Source organism: Gemmatimonadota bacterium, from assembly GCA_016713785.1.
In the GTDB taxonomy this organism is placed as follows: domain Bacteria; phylum Gemmatimonadota; class Gemmatimonadetes; order Gemmatimonadales; family GWC2-71-9; genus JADJOM01.
The window spans coordinates 556,434-577,486 of record JADJOM010000002.1 but is presented as its reverse complement, the minus strand read 5'-3'; the positions used below and the strand labels follow the sequence as shown (position 1 = coordinate 577,486).

Below are 21,053 nucleotides of genomic sequence, written 5' to 3'. Positions count from 1 at the left end.
CCGCAGGGTTGCATGGGGAGGCCCGCGGCGGCGGCGGTCAGTGGAAGACCACCCACCCCATCGCGGCATTGAAGCCGGCGTGCGCCGCCACCGCCACCCAGAGCGCGCCGCCCCGGGCGCGGCACCAGCTGAGCAGCCCACCCGTGAGCGCCATGAGCACGAACCAGAGCAGTCCCGGGACGGGGCGCAGCGTGACGCCCCCGGCACCCCACGCCACGCCGTGATGCAGCAGGTGGATGGCCCCGAAGGCGACGGCCGAGCCGGCCACCGCGGCGCGGCGCCCCCACCGCTCACGCAGCGACAGCTCGAGCAGGCCGCGGAAGAAGCACTCCTCGCCGAGCGGGCTGAAGGCGATGGCCGGGAGGGTGAACGCGAGCCACTGCCCGGGTGGCGACAGCGCCGCCAGGCCCGGATTGGCCAGGGCCGCCGCACGCACCGAGTGGTACCAGTGGTCGGCGCCGTGGCCGTAGAGCGCGGTGCCCAGGGCCCCGATGCCCAGCGCGGCCAGCGCGCCCAGCACCGGCCCCGCCAGCAGCCACCATGGCCGCGGCACGGCCGTCAGACCGGCCTCGCGCCGGCCCGCGGCGGTGAGCAGCAGGGCCGTGAGGGCCAGCATGAGCAGGAAACCGAGCGGCAGCGCCGCCCGGAGCGCCGGCGGGCCATGCAAGCCGATGGCGCGGAGCGCGCCCAGCGGCAGGAGGGCCGCGACGACCACCACCCCTGCTCGCCGCCGCACCCACGCGGGCCGGAAGCGCGGCGCGGCGGCGGGCGCGGTCACAGCAGCGGCTGCATCACCTGGTCGCGATAGGTCCGGCTCATCCGGAGCTGCTGCCCGTCCTTGAGGACGACCACGCAGTCGCCCGCGAACCAGGGCTGGATCTCGCGGATGGCGTCCAGGTTGACGATCGTGGACCGGTGGATCCGGCGGAACCGCGCCGGGTCGAGCTGCGGCAGCAGGGTGCGGAGGGGCATCCGCACCGTGTAGCGCTCCCGGCCCACGTGGAAGCACACGTTGTTGCCCGCCGCGCTCACCCAGTGCACGCCGGCCAGGTCCAGGAAGCGCGCGCGGTCGTCCGCGTCGGTGACCAGCACGCGCCGCGCCACCCCCCGCCCCGCCCCGTCGCTCCCCGCGGCGCGCGCCAGGTCGTCGAGCAGCGCTGACAGGCGCGCGCGGACCGCGTCGGCGCCCGGGGCGTCGTGGCGCGCCCGCGCCGCGGCCACCGCGCGATGCAGCCGGGCATCCTCGAAGGGCTTGAGCAGGTAGTCCACGGCGTGCACCTCGAAGGCCCGCAGCGCAAAGGCGTCGTACGCCGTCACGAACACCACCGCCGGCGGCTCGGGCTCCTCCACCAGCGCCGCCAGCACGTCGAACCCGTCCATGCCCGGCAGCTGGATGTCGAGGAACACCAGCGCCGGCCGGTGCCGGCGGATGGCCCGCACCGCCTCAGGGCCATCGCCACACTCCGCCACGATCTCCACCTGGTCCTCGGGGCGCAGCGCCCGGCGGACGCAGGCGCGGGCCAGCGGCTCGTCGTCCACCACCAGCGCGCGGAGGGTGGTCACGCCGGCGCCGCCGTGAGGGCGCGGGCCGCGGGCGCGTGGACCGGCAGCCGCAGCGTCACCCGGGTGCCCCGTGCCAGGTCGCGGTCGATGCCCACGCCGGCCGCCACGCCGTGGAGCTCCGCCAGCCGGGCCCGCAGGTTGGCCAGGCCGATGCCGGCCGCGCCCGGCGCGTCGGGAAAGCCGGGCCCGGTGTCGTGCACGGTGAGCAGCAGCGCGCCCCCCGCTTCGCGCCGGCTGCCGATGGTCAGCACCCCGGGGCCAGGCACCCGCGCGATGCCATGGCGCAGCGCGTTCTCCACCAGCGGCTGCAGGCAGAGCGCCGGCACCAGGCAGCCCAGGGTCTCCGGGGCCACCTGCATCCGCACGGTGAGCCGGTCGCGGAAGCGGTGCCGCTCGATGTCCAGGTAGAGCGCCAGCTGGGCCAGCTCATCGGCGAGCGGCACCTGCTGGGTGCGCGGCTGGTCGAGGGCGCTGCGCAGCAGGTCGCCCAGCCGGGAGAGGACGGTCACCGCGGCGGCGTGCTCCCGTTCCCGCACCAGGCCGCTCACGGTGTTGAGGGTGTTGAAGAGGAAGTGCGGGTTGATCTCCATCCGCAGCGCCTCGAGCCGGGCCTCCATGGCCTGGGCCTCGAGCGCGGCCGCGCGCGTGGCGAGCCGCGCCGCGTCGAGCTCGCGCAGGTGCAGGCGGCGATGATTGTCGATGGCGTAGAAGAGGCCGAGGGCCGCGCCGTACGCCAGCAGCTCGAGCAGCAGGGCGCCGCGGCCCGCCTGCAGCACCGCGGCCCCGAACGACTGCAGGCGCACCTGCGGCAGCGGATTGGTCGCGTACCACAGCCCCAGCGCCAGCGGCAGGTGCAACATCACGAGGACGCCCCCGGCCGCCAGGTGCGCGGGCACCCGGCGCCACCACCCCGGGCCATCGAGGCGGAACCGGTCGGCCAGCGCAAAAATGGCCGGGGTGAACAGCCCCCACACCAGCCACCAGGGGAAGTTGCCGACCAGCGCGTAGTCCCACGGGATGCGGGGCACGCCGCGGGAGGTCGGGTCCTGCACCGCGCGGATGGTCTCCACCAGGCCGAGCACCATCCAGCCGGCCAGGACGGCGGCGCGCTGCGCGGCCGGCAGGGCCGCCCAGCGATAGGGTGGCGTTGCGGAAAGGGACGGGGTCAGCCGCGGGGACATGGCCCGCCCCTACGGGCGCGGCCCGCCCGCGGGTTCGCGCGCCCGGTCACGGGGCGGCCTCCCGCACCCAGGTGAACTCGACCGCCGGGTCCACGGCGGTCCGGCCCGTCATCCAGGCCTGGCGGAGCGTGTCCGGTGCCGGCTGCCGCCACCGAAGCACGGCGGGGATCGGCGTGCCGCGACCGTCGGGGATGAGGCCAGCGAGATCAAGGACGTCCTCGTGCATCACGCCGCCGAGCCGGTGCCAGTGCCCCTCGACGTCGGCCTGCACCCGGAACCAGCGCTGGATGTAGCGGTCGTAATAGAGGAAGGCGAGGAGCTGGTAGCGCTGGTGCCGTCCCGAGCCGGTGAACCGCTCCTCGATGAGGCAGTCGCCCGCGGTCGCGGTGAGGGTGGCGCGGCCCACTGCGCGCCCCCCCTGCCACACCTGCCACTGGCCCAGCATGCCGTCCAGGGCGCGGTACGCCGGCCGCTCGCGGCAGGTTGCGGGGGGCGGCGGGGGCGGTGCCGCGGTGGTGTCCGGGAGATAGCGTCCGTCGAAGTTCACCTGCTCGGTGGCGCCGCCGTCGGTGCTGAACCACCAGGTCTGGCGCACGGTGCCGCCACCGTCGGGCCGCCAGGCGAACCGGCTGCGCAGCGACGGCCCGTTCCGGATGACGCGGACCGAGTCTTCCATGCGCATGCCCTGGCCGTCCGGTCCTCCCAGGAGCCGCAGGGTGAGCCCGGCGTGGTCGACGTAGTCCTGGTGCCAGGTGCCGGTGCCTGGGTCGGGGGCGGAGAGGCTGCGGCCCTGACCGCCGGCAAAGGTCTCGAGCACCGCGCACCCCTCAAGCGCGGGGGTGATCTCGCTCCGCCCCGCCGGGGCGCCGTCGGGCGCCACCACGCGCCAGCGGCCGAGCCAGAAGTCGAAGGCCCGGTAGCCGGCCGCCTGACAGGCGGGGGCCGCGCCCGCCCGCCCCAGCCCGTAGATGGGGAAGGGCCAGTCCGGCGCCGCCCCGGCGAGGCACGCCAGTGCCACCGCCCCCATCAGGAACGCGCCGGTGCGCGGCGCGCGCGGGCGCGCGCCGCCCACCCGTGGGCCGGTCACTGGAGGCGGGTCCAGCGGAGCGCGGCCAGCTCCCGCCAGGTGCTGTCCTGCTGGACCTCCCAGCGCTGGCGCAGGGCGTTGGGGCCGTCGGGGGTCCACAGCAGTCGGACCAGCCGCGGCGTGCCGCTGGAGTCGGCCGGCGGGAGCTGGCCGGTGAGCTGCAGGGTGCCGCCCGCGAAGCCGCCGCCGAGCCGGGCGCCGGTGGCGCGGTTGTCGGCCTGGGCCCGGTACCAGGTGCCGACGAAGCGGTCATAGTAGAGGAAGGAGCGGAGCGTGTAGCCGCCGGCGCCCTGGAACAGCTCCTCGATGAGGCAGGTGCCGGTGGTGAGGCTCAAGGTGGAGGTGCCGAGCGGCCGCCCGCTCGCGGTGGCCACGCGCCAGGTGCCGAGGAACCCGTCGGCTGCACGCTGGGCGGGCCGGGTGGCGCAGCTCCCCGGCGCTGGCGCGGCCGGCGGCACGTAGCCGGCCTGCCGGGCGTAGGAGCCGTCGAAGTTGATGAAGAAGCTGGCGCCCCCGTCCACGCTGAACTCCCACAGCTGGCGCACGGTGCCGTCCCCGTTGGGCGTCCAGGCAAAGCGGCTGGCGAGGGCGGGGCCATTGGGGATGGCGCGCACCGAGTCCTGCATGACCATCGCGCCGCCGGTCACGCCGCCGAAGAGCCGCAGGGTGAACCCGGTGGCGTCGACGTAGTCCTGGTGCCAGGTGGCGCCGGCGCGATCGTAGCGGCTCAGGCTCCGGCCCGATCCCCCCTGATACAGCTCGAGCACCACGCACCCTCCCGCCTCGCGGGTGATGCGGCTGCCTCCCGCGGGACTGCCACTCGGGGTGGTGATCGACCAGTCGCCGAGCCAGAAGTCGAAGCCGTCGTAGGCCTCCCCGCGGCAAGAGCTCCCGGCAAGCGGGGCCAGTCCGTAGACCAGTTCCAGGCCAGCACCGTCCTGCGCCGCCACCAGCCCGGGCGCGGTCGGGTCGGTCGCGCCACCCTCCCGCCCCGCGCAGCCCAGCGCCGCGACCGCCGCCGCCAGCACCACCATGCCCATGCCCCGCATGCGTTCCCCCGTGCCGTGTGGGGGGCCCCCGTGGTCCGGCCCGCATGGCCGCCACATCGCCCCCGCCTGTCAGGTGGAGCCACGCTAGGCGGCGGCGGGCGCGGGCGCCCGCGGTTGGGGACGAGCCGTCCACTGCGGGGACCAGCCGTGCCGCAGAGGGCCGCGACGGCTTGTCCCGGGAGGATACGGCTCGCCCCGGATCGCTGGCGCGGGGAGGGAGGCCGGCCATGGTTGGGCACCCCAGACCGGAGCCCGCACCGTGCCGTCCCGCCGCTCGTTCCTCGCCGTCACCGCCGCCGCGCTGGCCGCGCGCCGCCTGCCGCGCCTCCATGCCACGGATCCCGGGTGGCGTGCCCGCAAGCGGACCGTCCAGGTGCGTGGGCTGCCGCTGGCGTACGTCGCGAGCGCCCGGCCATCCAACCCGGCCGCCCCGACCATCGTCTTCCTGCACGGCAATCCCACCAGCTCCTACCTCTGGCGGCGGATCCTCCCGGGCCTCGAGACCTTCGGCTGGTGCGTGGCGCCCGACCTCCTTGGCATGGGCGACTCCGCCCGGCTGCCCGACAGCGGACCGGGGCGCTACCGCTTCGTGGAGCACCGGGACTACCTCGAGGGCCTGCTCGACGCCCTGGCGCCCACCGGCCCGGTGTGCCTAGTGCTGCACGACTGGGGCGGGATGCTGGGCTTTGACTGGGCGCGCCGGCACCCCGATCGCGTGGCCGGCATCGCGCACATGGAAACGGTGATGGACGGGCTGGACCGCCGGACCGCGCCGCCCGAGGCGGTGCGCTTCTTCGAGCGGTACCGGACCCCGGAGGGCGCGGCGCTGGTGCTGGAGCAGAACCAGTTCGTGGAGCAGGTGCTGATCGGTTCGCTCGGCGACCGGCTGACCGAGGCCGACCGGGCGGAGTATCGTCGGCCGTTCCTGGCGCCGGGCGAGGCGCGCCGCCCGACGCTCACCTGGCCCACCGAGGTTCCCCTCGATGGCGCGCCGGCCGACGTGGCGGCCATCATGGCCGCGTGCCACGCCTGGCTGGCGGAGAGCATGGTGCCCAAGCTCTTCGTGAACGTGGAGCCCGGCGCGCTGGTGGCCGCGCCGGGGCGGAAGGCGCGCTGCCGCGGGTGGCCCGCCACCACCGAGGTGGTGCTGCCCGGCCGCCACTTCATCCAGGAGGAGGCGCCGGTGGAACTCCAGGCCGCCCTGGCCGTCTGGCTGGAGACCCTGACACAAGGACGCCGCTGATGCGATGGGGAGCGCGACAGGCGCGGTGGGTCGCGGCCTGGCTCGCGGGCGCCTGGCTGGCCCGCATGTTCGTCGAGATGGGGTGGGTGAAGTTCTTCGCCGACGGCTTCTGGACCGAGGCCTTTGCGCGCTGGGGGTATCCCCCCTGGCTGCGCATCCTCGTGGGCCTGGGCGAGGTCGTGGGCGGGCTCGCCCTCCTCGTGCCCTGGATCGCGAGCTACGGCGCGCTCACGCTGATCGTGGTGATGCTCGGCGCCTGGGGCACCCGCGCCCTCGATGGCCGATGGACCGACGTGGGGTGGATCACCGTCTATGTCGCGGTGCTGGCGTGGATCGCGGCGGAGTGGTGGTCGTGGCGCGTGGGCCCCCGCGCCCGCCGGTGACCCAGCGGCTCAGCTCCCGGTCCCGGCCCGGCGGCGCAGCACGGCGAGCCCGCCGAGTACCAGCGCCACCGGCGGGACGAGCAGCAGCGCAGCGAACTTGAGCCTGGTGGCCCATGGCAGCACCTCCGCGAGTGGCCCCGCCTCGGGGTACCGCGCGATGGCGCCGAGGAGCAACAGGTTTTCGGTGACGTCGGCCAGGGCCAGGGCGGCGGGGAACAGCAGCATCGCCCGGCCGGCCGCGGCCGGGAGCCGCGCGCGGGCCGAGAGCCACAGGAGGAGCGCGGCGGCCGCCAGGGAGAGCAGCAGGGGATTGAGGAAGTCCAGGTACTGGAAGGCGGCGTACCGTGCCCGCCCGCCGGCGTCCAGCGCCGCCAGGAAGGCCGCGACCGCGGCCGGCGCGGTCGAGAGTTCCTCGGGGAGTGGCCGGCCGGCGGCGGTACGCAGGCCCTGATAGGGCCCGGCGAGCACGACGAGCGCGCCCCCGGCCAACGCGAGGCCGGACGCGAGCAGGACCCGCGCCCCGGTCACGGTCGGCCACCGCCCCGCGCGCGGGGCATCCTTGGGTCCTGACATCAGCCTCCCGTCGTCAGGGGCGGAGCGACGCCCCGGTGGTGTTTGAACCGGCGGTGGCCCCCGCCTCCGGGCTCCATACCCGCCGGTGCAGGATGGTGGCCGTGCGGCGCTCGAAGTCGCCGGGCGCCTCTCCCATCAGCTTCCGGAACTCCCGGGCCAGGTGACTCTGGTCGGCGAAGCCGTGGTCGGCGGCCCGCGCCGCCCAGTTCTCCCCAGCCTCCCGTGCCGCCGCCTCGGCGCAGCGCCGGAAGCGCCAGATCCGGATGAGCTCCTTGGGCGAGAGGTCCGTGGCGCGCTGGAAGCGGCGCCGGAAGTGGCGCTCCGAGAGCCCCACCCCCTCCGCCAGTTCCCGCACGCTCGGCCCATGCCCGGTGGCGAGGAGGATCCGCTGCACCGCGACCCGGAGGGCCACGTCCGGGCGGCCCGCCCCCGCGGCGAGCGACCGGAGCACGGCATCGGCCGCGGCCACGTCCGCGGCGTCGGTCCCGCCGAGGCGCGCGACGAGCGCCGGGACCCAGTCGAGCCCGGGCACCAGGGCGGCCGGGAGCGCGCGGTCGCGCAGCGGTTGCGTGGCGGGCAGCCGCAGGAAGGGACGCGCCGCGCCGGGCCAGAACCGCACCCCGAACCAGCGGAGCCCCGGCGACGCCGGCACCCGGAACGGCGTGACCTGCGGCCCCACGAGCACCCGGTCGCTACCGCCGAAGGCAAGGTGCGTGCAGCCGTCGGGCGGGACCGCCAGGTCCTCACCCGGGGGCACGCCGGCCATCGCCACGCTCCAGTAGCTCGCCACCCACGGCGCGAGCGCCGGGGCGGGAGCGTGATCGGCGTAGACCAGGGCCGGATGGCCGGGTATCGTGGTGGAGGTCGTCATCGTGCGCCGCTCCCTACGTGGCGCCACAGCCGGGGTGTCAGCGGGCCGGTGGCCGATTCGTCCAAGACCGCCCGCCGCGGCGGGAGAAGATTGCGGCGGCGGCACTCCTTCGCCACCCCCGCACCCGGAGCTGCAATGGCGTCGTACCGCGTACCGGAGGTCGTTCGCATGGCCCTGCCCCTGATCCTGGGCACCCCGCTGGCCGGGCAGCAGCCGGCGCCACCACCCCCGGTGGAGATGCGCGCCCTCGCGTTCCTCGAGGGGCGCTGGGAGGGGACCGGCCGCATGGGCACCGGGGAGCGAGCCGCCGAGGCGCGCGCCACGGAGCTGGTCCGCTTCCGCGCCGACACCGGCGTGCTGGTCATCGAGGGAAAGGGCGTCGCGCGCGGACCGGACGGCCAGGACATCGTGGTGCACCAGGCGTTCGGGGTGCTCTGGTACGACCGCGCGGCCGCCCGCTACCGGCTGCGCACCTTCCGCCGCGGCGGCGAGAGCATGGAACCCGACGTCACCGTCGGCGAGCAGCAGCTCACCTGGGAGTTCACCGACCCACGCGCGGGGCGGATCCGCTTCGAGATCGCCGTGAGCGCCGCGCAGGGCTGGCAGGAGCGCGGGGCCTGGTCCCGCGACGGCACCACCTGGACGCCGTTCTTCGAGATGCAGCTCACCCGCGTGGGGCCGGCGGAGTAGCGGGCCTCTACGACCCGACCTTCCAGAACTCCACCCGGTTCTCCAGGAAGAGCGGAATCGCCACCAGCCCCCGCACCTGGTCCACGCCGATGTCGGCCGGGCTGTTGACGCCGGTGATGAGCTTCTTCGCCCCCGCCGCGTCCATCACGAAGACCGTCGAGTCGGTCCAGCTGGTGACCAGGGTCTGGCCGTTGAGGATCTCGACGCCGTCCTGCATGCCGGGACCGGCGGCGAGGGAATCGCCCGTGGCGGCGCCCGGCACCCAGCCGAGCAGCGCGTTGCCGCCGAAGGGAACCACCAGGTAGCGGTTGTTGGCCCCGTCCCACGCGATGCCGTTGGGACGCTCAAGCCAGTCGCCCTCCGCCGCCACCGTGGCCGCCCGCCCCTTGAGCGCAAAGATCCGGTCGGGCCCGGGATGGAGGAAGTTGCCCTTCTCGTCCATCCCCATGCCGGTGTCGGTGATGTAGACGGTGCCGTCGGGCCCGGTCACGGCGTCGTTGAGGAACTTCGCCTGCGACCCCAGCTCCACCGCGGCCACCAGCGCGCCGGTCCGCCGATTGAACCCGCGGATGGCGTCGATGTCGGTCACCCACAGCGTGTCGCCCACCAGCGCCATGCCCTTCGGCGCGTTCAGCGTCACCCCGCCGCGGCCCCCCAGCACAAAGTTGAGGCTGTCCACCACGCCGTCCGCCGTGAGCCGGCTGATGAAGCCGTTGCCATCCTTGGCCAGCGGGCTGCCGTTGATGTTGGACACGAACCAGACCTGCTGCTCGGCGTCCCACAGCACCGACTCCGGCGTCAGGAACCCCGTGGCCTCGGAGACCTTGGCGGGGGCGGCGGGCGCGGCGACATCCGGCGCCGGCGCCTCCTTCTTCGCGCAGCCGGCAACCACGAGCAGGGCAACGGACAGCAGGGCGGCGTGCTTCACGGCAGGGGTCCTTGGGTTGGGGGTGGGAGAGAATCTAGCTGGTTCGGCCAGTGCCACGGGCAGAGGGAAACGGGAAGAGGGAAACGGGAACGGAAGCCGCGAGCGGCGAGGGAGGCGTGAGGGAAGTCGGCACGAAGGCAGCGAGCGGCGACGACGACGCACAGCGGGGGGGACGCGGGCCGCTCAGCGGGCCCACCCGGGCAATGCGGCCCCGATCCCCCCGCGAGCAGTCGGAGGAGCCGATCGCGGCGGGTCGGGCATCGGTCGGCGCGAGGGCGTGCTCGCAGTCGGCGCGTGGCCGCACAGGAACCAGGAGCCCGCCGCGCGGCGCACGCGCCTCTGCTGTGCCGCCCTCACGCCTCCCTCGCCCTTACGGCCTCTGCCGTCAGAAGCGCCACTTCGCCACGTACTCCCGGGCAAGCGGCTGGTTCGTCAGCAGCGCCCGGAGCAGCTCGATCGGCATCTGGTGCGCGGCGAGCACGGCGTCGTGGAACTGGAGCTCGGTCATCTTCCCGGCCCCCACCACCTCCTGGTGCAGCGCGCGCAGCTGCAGCGCGCCCAGCATGTATCCCGCCTGGTAGAGCGGCGGGTAGTCGCCGCGGAAGGAGCGGCGCACCTCCGCCGTGGCGTTGGCGCGCTCGTGACCCACCCGGTCCACCAGGAAGGTGATGGCCTCGTCGGGGGTCATCTGCCCCAGGTGCACCTTGAGCGAGAAGATGATCCGCGCCGCGCGGTGCATCCGCCAGAACAGCATCCCCACCCGGTCCTCCGGCGAGCGGGGGAAGCCCCGCTCGTACATCAGCATCTCCCAGTACACCGCCCACCCCTCGGTGTAGAACGGCGTGCTGAAGGCGCCGCGCTGCGGGTTGCTCCGCTCCCCCACGAAGCCCTGCAGGTGGTGCCCGGGGATCAGCTCGTGGTGCACCGTGGCGCGGGCAAAGTGGACGTTGTTGCCACGCATGGTCATGCGCTTGTCGGCGTCGTCCATGGCGTCGGTGGGGTAGGCCACCTGGATCACCTCGCCACCCAGGAAGAACGGATTGGCCTTCTGCGCCTCCGGGGAGAGCATCGTCAGCCGCCACAGGTCGCGGGCCAGCGGCGGCACGGTGACCAGCTTCCGGCTGCTCACCCAGTCGGCGGCCTCGTCGGCCAGGCGCTTGACCAGCAGCGGCTGCGCCCCGGGCGCCACGTGCGCCAGCTTCACCCGCTCGAGCGCGGCGTGCCAGTCGTCGCCCAGCCCCATGGCGCGGGCGGCGGCGATCATTTCCCGGGTGCACCACGCCAGCTCCCGCTCGCCGATGGCGATCAGCTCCTCGGCGGTATACGGAATGAGCTCGAAGGCGATGTCGCGCTCCAGCGCGGCGCGGCCCAGCGGGTCGCCGACGATCGGCTCGTCGGCGCCGGGGGCCTGGCCCAGGATGGTCTCGCGGAGGTATGTGGCGTACCGGGTGAGCGCGGTGTCGGCGCGGGCGGCGGGGGCGCGGGTCCACCAGCCGAGCCCGGGATCGTAGCCGCCGTAGTGGCCGGTCCAGGTGCGCAGCAGGGCGCGGTGGCTCTCCACCGCCCGCGCGGCGCGGAAGGCCACCACGCGGCTGGGCCGCGCGGCGCTGTCGAGGGCCCCGAGCGCGGCGCGTGCCGAGTCGGCCTGCCGGGCAACTGCCGTGAAGGTGGCCGCCGCGGCGGCGCCGTCCACCGAGTCCACCCGTTCCCGCGCCTCGTCGAGCGCGCGGATGGCGGCGCCGAAGGGGATGAGCGGAGCGATCTCCGCCAGCCGCGCCTCCTCGAGCGCCAGCAGCTCCAGCCGGTGGGTGAGCGCCTGCCGCAGCAGCAGGTAGTCCACCTTCCCCTCCTGCGACAGCCGCGCAAAGTCGAGCGCCGCCAGCCGCCCCTGCCAGCCGTGATAGAACCCCGCCAGCGCCGCGCGCCGCGCCGCCGACCACTCGGCGGGGTAGCGGCGGCCCAGGGCGCTCTCGTCGGCGGTGAAGCGCTCCAGCGTCTCGCGCAACTCGCTGGTGGTGGCGCGCACCGGGCCGGCGCCGGCGGGGACGTATCCCGCGGCATCGCGCACCGGCCCCCGCTCCTGGGCGGCGAGGGGGAGGGAGAGGAGCAGCAGGGCGGCGTAGGGGCGCATGGGGGGTCGGCGGTAAAGGCGGTAAGGGCGGTAAAGGCGGTAAGGGCGGTAAGGCGGTAAGGCGGTAGAACAGCGAGCGGCGACGACGACGCGCAGCGGGGAGGCGCGGCGGCCTGGTCAGCGCGAGGGCGTGCTCGCCGCCCCATCAGCGACCATCGTACCGCCGTACCGCCCTACCGCCTCACCGCCCCATCGCCCGCGCCACCCACGCCACCAGCTCCTGCGCGTCCCAGGGCTTGGGCAGGAGCGGCACGTCGGGGGGCAGCGGGATCCCGTCGGGCATCTCGCGGCCGGTGTAGCCGCTGGTGAAGAGAAAAGGCAGCACGATGCCCTCGCGCGCAAGGGCGGCGTGCAGGGCGGGGCCGCCCATGCGGGGCATGACCACGTCGGAGAGCACCAGGTCGAGCGCGTCGCGGTGCACCCGCGCCAGCTCGAGGCCCTCCTGGCCGTCGGCGGCGGAGAGCACCCGGAAGCCGCTGCGCTCGAGCAGCCGCTGGGCGGCGCGGCGCAGGGCGGGCTCGTCCTCCACCAGCAGGATGGTGCCGCCGCCGGCGATGGTCACCGGCGCCACCGGCGGCGGGTGGATGGCGGGCTCCTCCGCCACCGGGAAGAACAGCGTCACCGTGGTGCCCTGCTCCGGGGTCGAGGCCACGTCGACGAAGCCGCCGTGCTGCTTCATCAGGCCGTACACCATGGCCAGGCCGAGCCCGGAGCCCTGCCCCGGCGGCTTGGTGGTGAAGAAGGGCTCGAAGGCGCGGTCCAGCACGGCCGGCGGCATCCCGGCGCCGGTGTCGCTCACCGAGAGGGCCACGTAGCTGCCCTCGCGGCCCCAGCCGCGGCGCACGATGAAGTCGCGGCCGATGCTGGCGCGGCCCAGCCGGAGCCGCAGGGTGCCGCCGCCGGGCATGGCGTCGCGGGCGTTGGTGGCCAGGTTGAGCACCATCTGCTGCACCGCGCTCGGGTCGGTGCGCACCGCGGGGACCGCGGCGTCGAGCTCGGCGTCGATGGCCACGGTGGCGGGGAGCACCCGCCGCAGCATCTGCACCGCCTCCGGCAGCACCTCGGCCAGGGTGCGGGTCTCGAAGCTCACCTGCCCCGCGCGGCTGAAGGCGAGCAGCTTGCGGATCATGTCGGCGCCGCGCTGCGCGGCGACCTTGAGCTCGTCGAGGTCGTCCTTCAGGTCGGGATAGCCGGCGGGGAGCCCGTCCTCCAGCAGCCGCACGTTGGAGAGGATGACGGTGAGCAGGTTGTTGAAGTCGTGCGCGATGCCGCCGGTGAGCTGGCCCACCGCCTCCATCTTCTGCGCCTGGCGCAGCTGCGCCTCGATGGCGCGGCGGGCCGCCTCGGCGAGGAGGATCCGGCGCCACGCCGCGGTGAAGGTCACCCCGCCGATGGCCAGCAGGATCACCGCCACGCCGGCCAGCGCCACCAGCAGCCAGCGTGCCGCCCACCGCGCGCCGGCCCCCATGGTGTCGCTGAAGGCGTTCTCCAGCAGGGCCAGCTCGCGCGCCAGCGCGTCGAGCTCCATCAGGAAGGCGTCGCGGCTGGCGGGTGGCAAGGGGGCGCCGGCCCGCTCCGCGCCGAGCCGGGCGCCGAGCGCCTCGAGCTGGACCATCAATGAATCGCCGGCCGACCAGGAGCGGACGGCCTCCGCCACGAACGGCACCCGGCCGTAGCGCCGCAGGAAGACGCCCATGCGGTGCACGTCGTCGGGGTGATTGCGGCCGCGCAGGAAGCCGGCGTGCACCACCTCCCAGTCGGGGGCAGGGCGCAGCAGCTCCACCCGGGCCACGTGGTCGCCCCGGTACACCTCGAGCTCCCGCTGGTACGCGGCGTAGTGGAGGGAATCGCCGTCCCAGGCGTAGCGCATCAGGTGCCGGACGGCGTCCTTCTGCGCCTTGGACCACTGCCCCTCGCCCCCCACGTAGGCGCGGGCGGCGGAGAGGGTCTCGAAGCCGATGGCGGCGACGACCAGCAGGATGGCCACGATCCCGACGCTGAGCGCGCCCGCCAGCATCACCTGGCGGCGGGGAGCGGCATCGGCGCGACGCACGGCGAGCGCGGCCGCGCCAGGCCTCGACGGGCTCGAGGGCATCGGCGGTCTCCCACGGCAATGACGGGGGTGCCCGCAAGGTGGCCGCCGGTGGGGCCAAACGGAAGACGGTGTAGCGGAGTGAGGCGGTGGGGCGGCGACCGAGCCCCCTTCGGGAGCGGCGAAGCCGCGACCCGGGGGCGAGGGAGTGGCGGTAGGGCGGTAGCGCGGTAGGGCGGTAAGGCGGTAGGGCGGTAAGGCGGTAGGGCGGTAAGGCGGTAAGGCGGTAAGGCGGTAGAAGAGCGAGCGGCGACGACGACGCACAGCGGGGGGGCGCGGGCCGCTCAGCGGGCCCACCCGGGCAATGCGGCCCCGACCCCCCCGCGAGCAGTCGGAGGAGCCGATCGCGGCGGGCCGGGCATCGGTCGGCGCTGTCCCCTTCCCGTTTCCCGCTTCCCGCTTCCCTACCTCCCTACGTACACCTCCCCACCGCTCGCCCGGAACTCCGCGGCCTTCTCCGCCATCCCCTGCGCGGCGGCGCGGATGTCCTGGGTGATCTGCATCGAGCAGAACTTCGGGCCGCACATCGAGCAGAAGTGCGCCACCTTGGCGCCGGCGGCGGGCAGCGTCTCGTCGTGGTAGGCGCGCGCGGTGACCGGGTCGAGGGCCAGGTGGAACTGGTCCTCCCAGCGGAACTCGAAGCGCGCCTTGGAGAGCGCGTGGTCCCAGGCCAGGGCGCCGGGGTGCCCCTTGGCCAGGTCGGCGGCGTGCGCCGCGATCTTGTAGGCGATGACGCCGGCCTTCACGTCCTCGCGGTTGGGCAGCCCCAGGTGCTCCTTGGGCGTCACGTAGCAGAGCATGGCGGTGCCGTACCAGCCGATCATCGCGGCGCCGATGGCGCTGGTGATGTGGTCGTACCCCGGCGCGATGTCGGTGGTGAGCGGGCCGAGGGTGTAGAACGGCGCCTCGCCGCACCACTCCAGCTGCTTCTCCATGTTCTCCTTGATCAGGTGCATGGGCACGTGGCCCGGCCCCTCGTTCATCACCTGCACGTCGTACTCCCAGGCGATCTTCGTGAGCTCCCCCTGGGTCTTGAGCTCGGCGAACTGCGCCTGGTCGTTGGCGTCGGCGATCGACCCGGGGCGGAGCCCGTCGCCCAGCGAGAACGAGACGTCGTAGGCCTGCATGATCTCGCAGATCTCGCGGAACCGGGTATAGAGGAAGTTCTCGCGGTGGTGGGCCAGGCACCACTTGGCGATGATCGACCCGCCGCGGCTCACGATGCCGGTGAGGCGGCCGGCGGTGAGGGGGATGTAGGGCAGCAGCACCCCGGCGTGCACCGTGAAGTAGTCCACCCCCTGCTCCGCCTGCTCGATCAGCGTGTCGCGGTACACCTCCCAGGTCAGGTCTTCCGCCACGCCGCCCACCTGCTCCAGCGCCTGGTAGATCGGCACCGTGCCGATGGGCACCGCGCTGTTGCGGAGGATCCACTGCCGGGTGGCGTGGATATTGGGGCCGGTGGAGAGGTCCATCACCGTGTCGGCGCCCCACAGCGTGGCCCAGTGCAGCTTGGCCACCTCCTCCTCGATGCTGCTGGCCACGGCCGAGTTGCCGATGTTGGCGTTGATCTTCACGTGGAACTGGCGGCCGATGATCATCGGCTCGAGCTCGGGGTGATTGATGTTCGCCGGCAGGATCGCGCGCCCCCGCGCGATCTCGCTCCGCACCCGCTCCGCCGGCACCCCCTCGCGCAGCGCCACGAACTCCATCTCGGGCGTGATCTCGCCCCGCCGGGCGTAATGCAGCTGCGTCACCGGCCCGCGGCCGCGGAGGGGGGTGCGGAGGAGGGAGTCAGGGATGAGGGCGGACGGCCGGACGGCCTGACGGTCGGACAAGACGACGCTTGCGGGAGAGCCACCGACCGCCTGACTGCCCGACCGCCCGACCGGCTCGACCTCCCGTGCCCGAATCCACGCCCCCCGCACCTCCGGCAATCCCTGCCGCACATCGTGCCCCTGGGGGCCGCTGCTGTCGTACACCTGCAGCGGTGGTTCGCCGCCGGAGAGGCGGATTTCGCGCACCGGCACGCGGAGGCCGCGGGGGCCGGTGCGGTACGCCTTGGTGCTCGCGGGGAAGGCGTCGCCGTAGCCGGCGGGATCGGGGGCTGGCGTGTCAGGCAGGACGGGGAGGGGGGTGGCCATGGCGCGGCTCCTTCCGAGGGGACGGAACGCGGCGGCGGCGCCGCGCTCCCTTCGCCGGTATCAACCGGATCAGGTTCCAAGGGTCTCTCTCAATCCGGCGCCGGCGCGGCGTGCCGCGACCGCGGGCCGGATACCCCTGGCGGACCCGCGAATCGTAACCCGGGGACCGGCGCGGTCAATGGCACGCGGTATGCCCCTGTAGCAGGCGCGGATGCGGCGGGAACCGGCGGGGCGTGCAGGAAGTTGACAGTGCGGGTGCCGGCCCGGGGGCTCAAGCTCCCCGGTACCGGGTCCGATATGAGAACACAGGAGCCGCCCTCACGTTGCTCCAAGGGGATGACCAGGAACTCGATGCGGCAGCGGAATCAGGCAGTGCTCAACCCGACCCTCGTCAACCGGCGCCTGCGCCGGGGGGTCGGCTGCAACCCGGAACTGACGCGGCACGGCTGAGCGCGGGCGACATGCCCGGCCACGGCCCCCGCGTCCCGGAACGGACGCGGGGGCCTTGGATTTCAGGGAGGCGGGGAGGCAGGGATGCCACGGACATGGACGATTGCGATGACCGGCCTCGCGGCGCTGGTGGGCGCGGGGCAGCCCCTGCGGGGGCCGGCGGCGGCGCCGGCGCCGGTGGCGCGCGAGGTGGCGGAGCGCTCGCTGCGCGACGTGGCGGTGGCGGTCTACGACCCCGCCGACCCGGTGATCTACTACAACCCTGACCTGATGCAGCGGTTCAGCCCGGAGCTGCGGGCCTTCTTCATGGCGCACGAGCGGGCGCACATCGCGCTGCGGCACACCCGGTCGGCGGCGCTGGGGCTCGAGCCCGGGGCGCGGGAGCAGGTGCTGCAGGGCAAGGAACTCGAGGCGGATTGCCTGGCGGCGCGCACGCTGGGGGAAGCGGGGCAGGCGGCGTCGCTGGCGGCGGTGGCGTTCTTCGCGCGGCTGGGCGCCAATCACTTCGACGCGGAGCATCCCTCAGGCAGCGCGCGGGCGGCGAAGATCCTCGCCTGCACCCCGATTCAGGCCGGCCTGTCGGCCGCGGCGAGCGTCTCCCGCAGCCGCTGAAGCAGCTGGGTGGTGGTGAAGGGCTTCTGCAGGAACCGGGTCTCCCCCTGGAGCAGGGGGCTCGAGCCCACCGCGCTCGCCGCGTATCCCGACATGAACAGGCAACAGAGCCCCTGGCGCTCGGCGAGGAGGATCTCGGCGAGCCGCGGGCCCGAGATCCCGGGCATCACCACGTCGGTGAGCAGCACGTGGATGGCTCCGGCGTGCGCCCGCGCCAGCTCGAGCGCGCTCTCGCCGCTCGGCGCCGAGAGCACCACGTAGCCGTGCTGCTCGAGGACGCGGCGGGTGAGGTTCCGCACCGCCTCCTCGTCCTCCACCACCAGCACCGTCTCGGAGCCGCTGGGCAGCGCGGTGCTCGCCGGGAGCATGGGGGGGGGATCCTCGGCGCCCACCTGCGGCAGGTCGATCTGGAAGGTGGCGCCCTCGCCCAGCGCGCTGCTGACGGTGATGGTGCCGCCGCTCTGCTCCACGATCCCGTACGCCGTGGCCAGGCCCAGGCCGGTGCCCTTGCCCACGTCCTTGGTGGTGAAGAACGGCTCGAAGACGTGGCGCCGCACCTCCTCGCTCATCCCCACGCCGTCGTCCTGCACCCGGATGCGCACCCCGGGGCCGACGGGCAGCCGCACGTTGGTGGTCTCGATGAGCAGGCGGCCGCCGTCGGGCATGGCGTCCCGGGCGTTGACGGCCAGGTTGATGAGCACCTGCTCCATCTGCACCGGGTCGGCGCGGACGTGGCCCAGGTCGGGGGCCAGCCGGGTGACCAGGGTGACGTCCTCGCCGATGGTGCGGCGCAGCATCTTGATGGTGCCGCTCACCACGGCGTTGAGGTCGAGGACGCGGGGCTCGAGCAGCTGCTTGCGGCTGAAGGCGAGCAGCTGCTGGGTGAGCGCGGCGGCGCGGGTGCCGGCGGCCTTGATCTCCTGCAGGTCGTCCCGCACCGGGTGGCCGGTGTCGAGGGTGCCGAGGGCCAGGTCGGCGTGGCCCAGCACGGAGGTGAGCAGGTTGTTGAAGTCGTGGGCCACGCCGCCGGCCAGGCGGCCGACGGCCTCCATCTTGGCGGCCTGCCGCAGCTGGTCCTCGCTGCGGCGCAGCGCCTCGCGGGCCTCGCGCAGGCTGGTGATGTCGAGCATGGCGCCGATCACCCGGGTCACGCGGCCGGCGGCGTCGCGCTCCAGCCGGGCGCGGTCGAGCACCCAGGCGTAGCTGCCGTCGCGGCGGCGGATGCGGTACTCCTCGCGCCAGCTGGTGGCGGTGCCGGTGGCGGCGGCGGCGTAGGTGCCGCTGGCCCGCGCGCGGTCCTCCTCGTGCAGCAGCTGCTCCCAGCCGTCGTCGCTGAAGCGGATCTCGCCGGGCTGGTAGCCGAGGATGGCGGTGATGTTCTCGCTCCACCACTCCCGCCGCGTCACCGGGTCCCACTCGTAGATCACGTCGCTGGTGGTGGCGGCGAGCGCCCGGAAGCGCTCCTCGCTGCGCCGCACCAGCTCGGCGGCGCGGGTGCGCTCGATCAGGAACGCCACCTGGCTGGCCACGATCTCGAGCAGCTGCTGCTCCCGCGCCGAGTAGACGTGGGCGCCCTCATAGGTCTGCACCGCCACCACGCCGACGGTGCGGTCGCCCACCGTGAGCGGCGCGGCCATCCAGTCGGCCGGCTCCGGCCCCACGAACGTCGCCTCGGCGGCGGGGGGCTCGCCGGTGGCCAGGCTCTGGCGGTAGCGCAGCGGCCGGCCGTGGAAGAGCACCCAGTCGGAGTAGCTCTGGCCGCGGGGGCGGTAGCGCGGGTTGGGCAGCCGCTCGTCCGACCAGTAGGGGAAGATCAGCCGCTCCTCCCCCGCGTCGACCAGCGCCACATAGCAGCTCCGGGCCGGCATCAGCGCCGCGATGGTGCGGTGCAGCTCGGCCAGGGTGTCGTGCAGGTCGGTGCGCTCCACCGCCGCGCGCGCCACCGCGCCCACCACCCGCTCCAGCAGCTGCGATTCCTTGACCGGCGTGATGTTCCGCGCCACCCAGACCGCCCGGTCGGGCCCCATGGGCGAGGCGGTGCCGGAGAACCAGTGCGGCACCCCGCGGATGGGCAGCTCGTACTCGATGGTCACTGCCTCGCGCCGCTCCAGCGCGGTGCGGACGGCCAGCGTGGCCTCCGCCGCGAGCGCGGGGGGCAGCACCTCCGCCATCCGCTTGCCGATCACCTCCTCGGGGGAGCTGAAGCGGTACTCCTGCCGGGTGGGGGCCACCTTGAGGAAGGTGCCGTCGCGGTCGAAGACCACGATCACGTCGGGCATGGCGGCGAACAGCGCCTCGAGCTCCACGGCGGTGGCCTGCTGGTCGGCCGCGGCGCGGCGCCGGTCGATGGCCATCGCCACCTGGTTGGACACGAACTCCAGGATGTCCTGGTCGCGGTCGGTGTACTGCACCCCCTGGTCGTAGCTCTGCACCACCAGCACGCCCATGACCGTGCCCGAGACCTGCAGCGGCACGCCGAGCCAGTCGGCGGCGGGGGTCCCGACGACCTCCACGTCGCCGCGCGCCTCGAGCGAGCCGATGGTGGTGTGGCGGTCGCGCAGCGGGCGCCCGCTGCGCAGCACGTACTCCGTGAGCCCGTTCCGGGCCCGCCGCGGGGCGGGGCGGGGGTCGTGCTGGTCCACCCAGTAGGGAAAGCTCAGGGTGTCGGTGGCGCGGTCGTAGAGGGCGATGAAGAGGTTCCGCGCCGGCATGAGCCCGCTCACGATGCCGTGGATCGCGGCGTAGAGGCTGTCGAGGTCCTCCGCCAGCAGCGCCGCCTGCGAGATCCGGAACAGCGCCGCCTGCAGCTGCTCGGCGCGCTTGCGCTCGGTGATGTCCTGCAGCGCGGCCACCGAGCCGGCGAAGCTGCCGTCGGCGTCGCGCAGCGGCCAGGTGTGCAGCACCACGTCGATGCGGGTGCCGTCGCGCCGCCAGCGCAGGGTCTCGAGGCCGAGCAGCGGCTCGGTGCGCCCCGCGAGGATGGCCGCGAACTCCTCCGCCCGCTCCGGCGGGATGGTGGGGGGCGGCCCCCCGATCACCTCGGCCGCCTGCCAGCCGAAGAGCTGCTCCGCCGCGGCGCTCCACAGGCTCACCCGGCCGGCGCGGTCGAGCCCCACGATGGCCAGCGGCGAGGCGGCCAGCAGCGCGCGGTACTGGTCGTCGGCGCGGTACTCCAGGGCCTGGGCCCGCTGCCGCTCCGCCGCGCTGGCGGCGAGCAGCAGCCCGGTGCCGCCGATGGCGAAGTGCAGCAGGGTGAAGAACACCTGGAGCTCGAGCACGCCCGGCTCGAGCAGCGACAGCTCCTGCCCCATGCCGAAGACGCTGAGGACGTAGGAGGCCACGGTGAGCGTGGTGGCGCCGCGGGACCCGAAGCGGAGCGACGCCCAGGTCATGAGCGGGAAGGCGAGCAGGGCGTAGAGCGGGGTGCTGGCGTGGATGAGCAGCAGCGCGCCGCCGATGCCCCCGGCGAGCACCAGCAGCTCCCAGCCCCGGCCGGTGGGGCGCTCGGCCGGCCGCGGCCCGAGCCAGGCCACCAGCGGCGCGGTCACCACCAAGCTGGCCACGCCGGTGGCGAGGGCCACCGAGGCCAGGTAGGTGAGCGGGTAGTCGTGGTTGGCGTCGGCCCACAGCGTCAGGCCGCCCAGCGACGCGACTCCCGCGACCACGGGCCCGAGCACGCCGGCGACGAGCAGGAAGCGGCCCACGCCGCCGACGGTCTCGAGGCAGCAGCCGGCGCGGCGGAGCAGCCAGGCGGGGAGCGCCGCGCTCACCGTGCTGCCCAAGGCCAGCGCCAGGGTGGAGGCGGGGGGGATCCCCAGGAAGGTGTTGAGGGCGAGCTCGGCGAGCAGCACCCCCGGCCAGGCCCGGAGGCCGAGGAGCAGCAGGCCGGCGAGCGCCACGCCGGCGGGCGGCGAGAGCGGCGGCGCCCCGCCGTGCAGCCCGCGCAGCGCCCAGCCGGCCGCCCCGCTCACCACGACCGCGAGCGCGAACAGGGCGACCTGGATCGAATAGCCTATGCGGGTCCGCGCGGGGGCGACGAGGGCCGCGGCAGGGGTCATC

The 21,053-nt window shown here is 74.6% G+C and carries 16 protein-coding genes and 1 riboswitch; of the genes, 4 read left to right on the top strand and 12 right to left on the bottom strand.

Going from position 1 to position 21,053, the window contains the following annotated elements:
- Positions 1-37 precede the first annotated feature (37 nt).
- The 5 genes from IPJ95_06910 to IPJ95_06890 are packed head-to-tail and all read right to left on the bottom strand — an operon-like array spanning position 38 to position 4,880.
- The gene (locus tag IPJ95_06910; GenBank protein MBK7923351.1) at positions 38-778 is read right to left on the bottom strand and encodes a CPBP family intramembrane metalloprotease; all 741 of its coding nucleotides are present in this window, start codon (positions 776-778) and stop codon (positions 38-40) included.
- Positions 775-1,563 (bottom strand): response regulator transcription factor, encoded by a 789-nt coding sequence (locus IPJ95_06905; GenBank protein MBK7923350.1) that lies wholly within the window; start codon positions 1,561-1,563, stop codon positions 775-777. Before IPJ95_06905 ends, IPJ95_06910 begins: the two co-directional genes overlap by 4 nt.
- A complete protein-coding gene (locus IPJ95_06900) occupies positions 1,560-2,744 on the bottom strand; it encodes a histidine kinase (protein ID MBK7923349.1) in 1,185 nt (394 codons plus the stop codon). The genes IPJ95_06905 and IPJ95_06900 overlap by 4 nt, the downstream gene beginning before the upstream one ends.
- A gap of 46 nt (positions 2,745-2,790) precedes the next feature.
- Entirely contained in the window at positions 2,791-3,831 is a 1,041-nt protein-coding gene (locus IPJ95_06895; protein ID MBK7923348.1) for a hypothetical protein, read from the bottom strand.
- The gene (locus IPJ95_06890) at positions 3,828-4,880 is read right to left on the bottom strand and encodes a hypothetical protein (GenBank protein MBK7923347.1); all 1,053 of its coding nucleotides are present in this window, start codon (positions 4,878-4,880) and stop codon (positions 3,828-3,830) included. The genes IPJ95_06895 and IPJ95_06890 overlap by 4 nt, the downstream gene beginning before the upstream one ends.
- Before the next feature lie 316 nt (positions 4,881-5,196).
- Here IPJ95_06890 and IPJ95_06885 point away from each other — a divergent pair, with 316 nt between their 5' ends.
- Complete coding sequence (locus tag IPJ95_06885) at positions 5,197-6,123, top strand: haloalkane dehalogenase (protein MBK7923346.1); 927 nt, start codon at positions 5,197-5,199, stop codon at positions 6,121-6,123.
- A complete protein-coding gene (locus tag IPJ95_06880; protein ID MBK7923345.1) occupies positions 6,123-6,506 on the top strand; it encodes a DoxX family protein in 384 nt (127 codons plus the stop codon). The genes IPJ95_06885 and IPJ95_06880 overlap by 1 nt, the downstream gene beginning before the upstream one ends.
- Before the next feature lie 9 nt (positions 6,507-6,515).
- Here the strand turns inward: IPJ95_06880 and IPJ95_06875 are convergent, their stop codons facing one another.
- Both IPJ95_06875 and IPJ95_06870 read right to left on the bottom strand, forming a co-directional pair.
- Positions 6,516-7,079 carry a hypothetical protein gene (locus IPJ95_06875; protein MBK7923344.1) on the bottom strand — a complete coding sequence of 188 codons (564 nt, stop codon included), beginning with the start codon at positions 7,077-7,079 and terminating at the stop codon, positions 6,516-6,518.
- A gap of 13 nt (positions 7,080-7,092) precedes the next feature.
- Positions 7,093-7,950 carry an AraC family transcriptional regulator gene (locus IPJ95_06870; protein MBK7923343.1) on the bottom strand — a complete coding sequence of 286 codons (858 nt, stop codon included), beginning with the start codon at positions 7,948-7,950 and terminating at the stop codon, positions 7,093-7,095.
- Between the two features lie 168 nt (positions 7,951-8,118).
- Between IPJ95_06870 and IPJ95_06865 the strand changes: the two genes are divergently transcribed.
- On the top strand, positions 8,119-8,640 hold the full coding sequence (locus IPJ95_06865; GenBank protein MBK7923342.1) for a hypothetical protein: 522 nt from the start codon (positions 8,119-8,121) through the stop codon (positions 8,638-8,640).
- A gap of 7 nt (positions 8,641-8,647) precedes the next feature.
- Here IPJ95_06865 and IPJ95_06860 read toward each other — a convergent pair whose 3' ends face one another.
- From IPJ95_06860 to thiC, 4 genes are all read right to left on the bottom strand, one after another.
- Entirely contained in the window at positions 8,648-9,568 is a 921-nt protein-coding gene (locus IPJ95_06860) for an SMP-30/gluconolactonase/LRE family protein (protein ID MBK7923341.1), read from the bottom strand.
- Positions 9,569-9,953: 385 nt separating this feature from the next.
- Complete coding sequence (locus IPJ95_06855) at positions 9,954-11,699, bottom strand: DUF885 family protein (GenBank protein ID MBK7923340.1); 1,746 nt, start codon at positions 11,697-11,699, stop codon at positions 9,954-9,956.
- Positions 11,700-11,880: 181 nt separating this feature from the next.
- On the bottom strand, positions 11,881-13,794 hold the full coding sequence (locus IPJ95_06850) for a response regulator (protein ID MBK7923339.1): 1,914 nt from the start codon (positions 13,792-13,794) through the stop codon (positions 11,881-11,883).
- A gap of 401 nt (positions 13,795-14,195) precedes the next feature.
- Entirely contained in the window at positions 14,196-15,932 is a 1,737-nt protein-coding gene (gene thiC / locus IPJ95_06845; GenBank protein MBK7923338.1) for a phosphomethylpyrimidine synthase ThiC, read from the bottom strand.
- 40 nt (positions 15,933-15,972) lie between these two features.
- A riboswitch (TPP riboswitch) is annotated at positions 15,973-16,075 on the bottom strand.
- A gap of 415 nt (positions 16,076-16,490) precedes the next feature.
- Between thiC and IPJ95_06840 the strand changes: the two genes are divergently transcribed.
- Positions 16,491-16,994, top strand: a complete 504-nt coding sequence (locus IPJ95_06840) for a hypothetical protein (GenBank protein ID MBK7923337.1) — start codon at positions 16,491-16,493, stop codon at positions 16,992-16,994.
- Here IPJ95_06840 and IPJ95_06835 read toward each other — a convergent pair.
- Positions 16,949-21,052 (bottom strand): PAS domain S-box protein, encoded by a 4,104-nt coding sequence (locus IPJ95_06835; protein MBK7923336.1) that lies wholly within the window; start codon positions 21,050-21,052, stop codon positions 16,949-16,951. The genes IPJ95_06840 and IPJ95_06835 overlap by 46 nt on opposite strands.
- Position 21,053 lies beyond the last annotated feature (1 nt).

Bases quoted from the DNA above. Each gene is read 5' to 3' on its own strand.
- IPJ95_06900 (MBK7923349.1), bottom strand. From the start codon at position 2,744: ATGTCCCCGCGGCTGACCCCGTCCCTTTCCGCAACGCCACCCTATCGC.
- IPJ95_06890 (MBK7923347.1), bottom strand. From the start codon at position 4,880: ATGCGGGGCATGGGCATGGTGGTGCTGGCGGCGGCGGTCGCGGCGCTG.
- IPJ95_06880 (MBK7923345.1), top strand. From the start codon at position 6,123: ATGCGATGGGGAGCGCGACAGGCGCGGTGGGTCGCGGCCTGGCTCGCG.
- IPJ95_06875 (MBK7923344.1), bottom strand. From the start codon at position 7,079: ATGTCAGGACCCAAGGATGCCCCGCGCGCGGGGCGGTGGCCGACCGTG.
- IPJ95_06870 (MBK7923343.1), bottom strand. From the start codon at position 7,950: ATGACGACCTCCACCACGATACCCGGCCATCCGGCCCTGGTCTACGCC.
- IPJ95_06865 (MBK7923342.1), top strand. From the start codon at position 8,119: ATGGCCCTGCCCCTGATCCTGGGCACCCCGCTGGCCGGGCAGCAGCCG.
- IPJ95_06855 (MBK7923340.1), bottom strand. From the start codon at position 11,699: ATGCGCCCCTACGCCGCCCTGCTGCTCCTCTCCCTCCCCCTCGCCGCC.
- IPJ95_06850 (MBK7923339.1), bottom strand. From the start codon at position 13,794: ATGCCCTCGAGCCCGTCGAGGCCTGGCGCGGCCGCGCTCGCCGTGCGT.
- thiC (MBK7923338.1), bottom strand. From the start codon at position 15,932: ATGGCCACCCCCCTCCCCGTCCTGCCTGACACGCCAGCCCCCGATCCC.
- IPJ95_06840 (MBK7923337.1), top strand. From the start codon at position 16,491: ATGACCGGCCTCGCGGCGCTGGTGGGCGCGGGGCAGCCCCTGCGGGGG.
- IPJ95_06835 (MBK7923336.1), bottom strand. From the start codon at position 21,052: ATGACCCCTGCCGCGGCCCTCGTCGCCCCCGCGCGGACCCGCATAGGC.